Here is a 5,269-nt window from a genome sequence, read left to right as displayed (position 1 = left end):
TGTTAACATTGCCCGGTAGGATGTTTGGCGACGGATCACCGGGCTTTTTATTTACTTAAAATTTAAATGCAACGCTCGCCGTAAAATTGACCGGGCGCTGCGGGTTAACCGACCAGTAACCGATGTAATATTTTTCGTTGGTGATGTTGTTAGCATTAAATGTAAAACGGTAACGATCAGCATTATAAAATAAGCTGGCATTGAGCAACGTATAACTGGGCAGGTCAAATACACCAACCACGCTGTTATCAACCACTTTATAAACACCGGCGTAGTTTCCGCCAAGGCCAAAACCAAAGTCTTTTAGTGAGCCACGGGTAAATTTGTAGGTCGCCCATAAGTTAGCCAGGTCCTGCGGTCCTTGCCCTCCGGGTGCCCGGCCCTGCTCAGTATAAAAATCGGTTCCGTTGCTTGACGTATTCACGATATGGTTATGGCTGTACCCAGCGATCAGGTTGAAGCCAGGGGCCGGGTTGGCATTCAGGTCCAGCTCAAATCCTTTACTTTTTACTGCCCCGCGCTGGTCGGCGTCATTGATATTGCCTACGAGCGGTGTTACCCTGTTGGCCACTTTAATGTTATAATAAGAAATTGTGGCTGATAATTTATCTGAGAATAAGTTGGTCTTTACACCAAATTCCAGCTGATTGGCATGCTCGGGTTTAAATGATTTAACACGAGGGTTGCTACCATCGACATCAGTTACCTGTTGCGGAGCTACGTTTAAAAACGAATTCATATAATTGGCAAAAAGTGATACCTTATCTAAAACAGGCTGATAAATCAAACCGAATTTTGGTGACAGTGCGAACTGATTGAAATTGTCTGAAGGGTCCGCTTTTTCACCTTTTGATACAAAATAATCTGCCCTTAAGCTCGCCATTACCGATAATTCAGGGGTGATGTTGATCACATCGGATACATATGCGCTGTAGGAGCTATTGCTTACATTACTTTTGCTTGCGCCGGTGCCTGCTAATAAACTGTCAACTGAGTTTTGGGTAGTATATACCGGGTGAGCGGGATCTGCATAGCTTATTGCTCCCTGGGGGGTAACATATCGCATAAACCCGTAACCGGTGCCATTATCTATGATATTTCTGTTAAAATAGTCAAGCCCGATCAGTAAACGGTTTCTTAAACCGCCGATCTTGAAATCGCCATTGAAATTTTGCTGAATGTCGGTGGTATTGCTGGTTTGATTTTCTTTATGGATGTACTGCTCAAATTCATTGCTTCCGGCCTCGTTGCCAAATATGTAGCCATAATAACCTTTGGACTGTGCCGAACCTCTTGAAATAACAGTTTGCGAGGTCCATTGATCGGATATTTTATACTGCATTTGTCCCTGCAAATTGTAGCGCGGGTTTTTGATCGACAGGTCATTGCTGGTGAATGACTGGTTATTATCCAGATTAAGATCTTTTATTGTTTTAAAAGTAAGTGGGTCTACGCGGTTTGTATGGAAAAATACCGGTGCTACAGCCCTGTCTTCCTGTAAAATCTCGGCCATGAAATTAAAGGTCAGCTTATCATTAGCCTGATAAACCAATGAAGGCGCAAAAAAGAATGTCTTTTTATAACCGGCATCCTGGAAGCTGTTTTCTGAGGAATAGGCGGTATTAATGCGTAAAGCAACCTTTTCTGTTCTGCTGAGAGGCGTGTTTACATCAGCAGAGATCCTGTTGAGACCAAAACTGCCGATATTATAAGTGATCTCGCCTCCTGTAGTAAAGTAGGGCTTTTTGGTTACAACGTTGATGATGCCACCGTAACCTACAAAGTTGGCGCCGAAAAGGGTTCCCGAAGGACCTTTCAGTACTTGTATTTCTTCTATATCGGCCGGGTCGAGGTCGCCGTTGGTAAAGCCAGGCAAGCCGTTGTACAGGGAAGGTTGTGCCTCAAATCCCCGTAATGCGAAGTAGGAGGCACCGTCACCGGCTCTGCCTGTTGATTCCCACGTTCTGGAAATGCCGGGAACGTTACGCATCGCGTCATCAAAATTGGTAATACCCTGCTGCTTGATTATCTCCGAAGAAACGGTGGTGTAAACTTGCGGATTCTCCAGTTTTTTTAAAGGCATTTTAGCTACTATCGTATTTACCTTATTGGAATTCCTGGCTGATATGGTAACCTCATTTAATTGTGCTGTATTTTCTTTCAGTACAAAGTTAATGGTTAGTTTTTCGCCTTGCTTTACTTCAACCCGCTGTTCTTGTTTTTCAAGGCCAATTAGTGAGGCTATTAAAAGGTATTGTCCAACCTTCACATTTCGCAGCTGGTAATTCCCTTTCTGATCGGTGAGGGCGCCCTTGCTGCTCCCCTGAATTGCGATGCTTACAGACTCGGCCGGGCTGCCGTCGGCTGTTTTTACAGAACCGGTGATCGTACCGGTTTGCGCGAATGTTATACCCGCCATTGACAGGAATAATAGGGTTAGGTAAACTTTTTTGAGGGTAAAAGAAGTAAAGTTATTACTGCATACTGAATGGTTCATTATTATGAAATGGATTAATGTGTTTAAGGATTTGTTAACATTTGCCTGGTGGGATGTTTGGCGACGGATCACCGGGCTTTTTTTAGAAGGGCTTTCAGGATGGGCCGTATTTTTTCATGGCGAAGCGTTATAGGTGAGCTGCAAAGTAAATTATTATTTAGAATAAATCCAAATAAAAATAAGATCCATTGCAATTTGAGATAATAGGGTTATTGCTGTTTTAAGCATCAGCCCCTATTAACAGGAAAAGGGGAGAAAAAATTCCCCCCTTTATTTATGCCTAAAAGTTTGGCTGACCTTAGTCTTTATATAGTGCCGGACTACAGGCGTTTGTGTTTTTTAATACTTTATGTGTTATAAGGAAAAGTCACAGAGTGGTAATCATGTGAACAGTTACTGGCTGGCCATGATAATAAAATAGGAGTTGAGTAATACGTAAACAGACAGCAGAACCCAGGCACCCATCCTGTCAAACTTTTTAGCTTGTTCAATTTTCTCTTGCTTAACAAGTTTCAGGGTATAGGATGTGGATATGATAATGGTTAGTATGAACAACAGCGTAATTCCATGTAGGGTATCCACTAAAGTGAAGGTGGTGGAATCGGGCAGTGATGAATCGACGATATATTTATTACCAATTACCGCGAAAAGTGATCCAACACTTAGTCCAAAGCGTGAATCGATACTGTCTGTATGGATATAGAAGCACATGTAGGCGATAAAGAAGGCTATATACATGCCCAAAAACATTTTCCAGAACAGCCCCATTGCATCCCTGTTGATCACAATTTTGACCTTAAAATTACTGTAATCAGTATGGGGCTTCTTCAGGTTCTCATCCCCGAAGGCGGTTTCATAGGCTTTGATCCCGGTGGAGATATCAAGGCTATCGATGCGCCACCCCCTGAGTGTAAAACGCGGGTCGAAATGTTTGCCCAGCGTATCCGCGGCGAAAATCAGCGATTTAGAATCGAATTGTGAATTCTCAATAGAGAAACGCAGCTTTTGCCGGTCAAACGGAAAATTGTCAATTGCCCATGAATCCTTCATTACGCATTGCAGTTTCATCAGTAGGTAAACTCTGCTCCCGGATGTATCAATTGTTGAAAAGGATCTGGAAACGGATTTTGCCTGTGGTACTTCTAGATTTTGCAAAAAGTCAAAATCTTTGTTCTTGTATTTTAACCAAAGCCAAAGATTAACGGTGTATTCCTTATCCTTAAAATTGATATCATGAATACTGGTGATATAGATTCCGCTTAGCACCGTATCCGGATGCGCAGGTTGAGCTTGCGCCCCTGCAGTTATGAATAAGGTAAAAAAAAGTATATATAGCAGGTTCTTCAAATTAGGTGCTGATTAGCGTAGTTGTAAAATAAATAAACTTTGTCATGTAATTCTCAATTTGATAAAAATACTTAAAATAAGTGAGTTGCAGCGGTGCTTATAATAATCATCCCGCTTTTATAAAAAGCTATTCGCCACGGCAACCAGATGGGAGAGTTTCATCTTTTAGGGAAATAATAAATTTTTATCTATAAATTTAGTAGCAGACAAATACAGACGATTTTCAAATAACGCCACATGACCAGGCCGTCATCATTGGTTGAAATGAATAGAGCTGACAAACACTTAAACTAAACAAAAGGCAGAAATATGAAGTATTTCATTTTTTTTATTTTCTTCATTTCGATTAACGCCAGTGCGCAACAAGTGGATATTATACTGATAGGTGCTTCCCATAACTATAGCAAGTACCCTACACAGGATTTTTCCGGCATTTATAATAAAATCAAAAAATTCGAACCTAATGCTTTTTTTGGCGAGTTCTTGAGTAAGGAAGATGAGCGACTTGTGATGGATTATTGGTGTAAACAGGACAATATCAAACGGCTAAAAATGCTGATGAACAATCGAAGTATAGCAGTAGCGATGCTTCCTAAGACAATTGACAGTTTAAAAAAACTATCCCTATCAAAACCCAAAGACTATCGGGTAAAAACTGATTTAGCCCATGCCTATTATCTTAATCAAGATGTTGCAAACGGCCACTATCAATTCTGGCAAGTTTTCAATAACCTTCAGCAAACACCTGATGCTAAACTTGAAAACTATGTTAATAAATTACTTAGTCCTCAATTGGATACAACAGGGCGAAGTATGAAAAGACTGAAAACCTCTGAATATGCACTTATAGCATTTCCAATGATGCAGGAAATGGGAATTCACGAATTGCTTTCTATGGATTGTCAAGATTACGATTTGAATTGGGGAGCAGCCTGGGCAGCATTCGATGCAAAATTTAATTTATTTAGAAAAGATACTACTGCGTCCTTTGGAAAAGAATTGAAATCGAATTTGACTAAGATCAATAATGGTTCTGAAAAATATCAAAGTATTGAAAAATCTTCAAAAACTGTAACGGAATGGTTAAACACGGACGAGGCATCTGCCATTTCTGCCTCAGACGATTTTTATTTGCCAGAGATGTATGATATGAAGAACTTTCCTAAAGAAGAAATGCTTTCAAAAATACATTGGTGGATAATGAGAAATAAGGGAATGTGTGACAATGTTGTAAATAGAGCGAGAATAGCAGGGGCGAAAAAAGTGGTCGTTATTGTCGGGTCCAGTCATACAAAATATATGCAAGACATTTTCAAAAGTATGCCAAATGTGAGGATAAGAAATATCAATGAATTTAAATAGATATTCAGCAGATGGTTGGTGATAACACTATAGGTGTTCGGAAGATTGTAATTGCAGTATATA

General features: G+C 40.4%; 4 protein-coding genes. 2 read left to right on the top strand and 2 right to left on the bottom strand.

All coding sequences use genetic code 11. The features are described from left to right. Positions 1 to 55 precede the first annotated feature (55 nt). On the bottom strand, positions 56 to 2,497 hold the full coding sequence (locus AC1DRQ_RS29205; RefSeq protein WP_477429302.1) for a TonB-dependent receptor domain-containing protein: 2,442 nt from the start codon (positions 2,495 to 2,497) through the stop codon (positions 56 to 58). A 4-nt stretch (positions 2,498 to 2,501) separates the two neighbouring features. Here AC1DRQ_RS29205 and AC1DRQ_RS29200 point away from each other — a divergent pair, with 4 nt between their 5' ends. Continuing rightward, the gene (locus AC1DRQ_RS29200; RefSeq protein WP_477429301.1) at positions 2,502 to 2,630 is read left to right on the top strand and encodes a hypothetical protein; all 129 of its coding nucleotides are present in this window, start codon (positions 2,502 to 2,504) and stop codon (positions 2,628 to 2,630) included. A gap of 260 nt (positions 2,631 to 2,890) precedes the next feature. Here AC1DRQ_RS29200 and AC1DRQ_RS29195 read toward each other — a convergent pair whose 3' ends face one another. Next, positions 2,891 to 3,844 (bottom strand): hypothetical protein, encoded by a 954-nt coding sequence (locus AC1DRQ_RS29195; RefSeq protein WP_477429299.1) that lies wholly within the window; start codon positions 3,842 to 3,844, stop codon positions 2,891 to 2,893. A gap of 309 nt (positions 3,845 to 4,153) precedes the next feature. On the opposite strand from AC1DRQ_RS29195, the gene AC1DRQ_RS29190 reads away from it, so the two are divergent. Next, entirely contained in the window at positions 4,154 to 5,206 is a 1,053-nt protein-coding gene (locus AC1DRQ_RS29190; protein ID WP_477429297.1) for a DUF5694 domain-containing protein, read from the top strand. Positions 5,207 to 5,269 lie beyond the last annotated feature (63 nt).

The sequence above is a fragment of the Mucilaginibacter sp. P4_E8 genome (assembly GCF_056401495.1).
This window is presented reverse-complemented; position numbering and strand designations above follow the sequence as displayed.

Coding starts and splice junctions, on each gene's coding strand:
- AC1DRQ_RS29205 (WP_477429302.1), bottom strand. CDS start 2,497: ATGAACCATTCAGTATGCAGTAATAACTTTACTTCTTTTACCCTCAAA.
- AC1DRQ_RS29200 (WP_477429301.1), top strand. CDS start 2,502: ATGAAATGGATTAATGTGTTTAAGGATTTGTTAACATTTGCCTGGTGG.
- AC1DRQ_RS29190 (WP_477429297.1), top strand. CDS start 4,154: ATGAAGTATTTCATTTTTTTTATTTTCTTCATTTCGATTAACGCCAGT.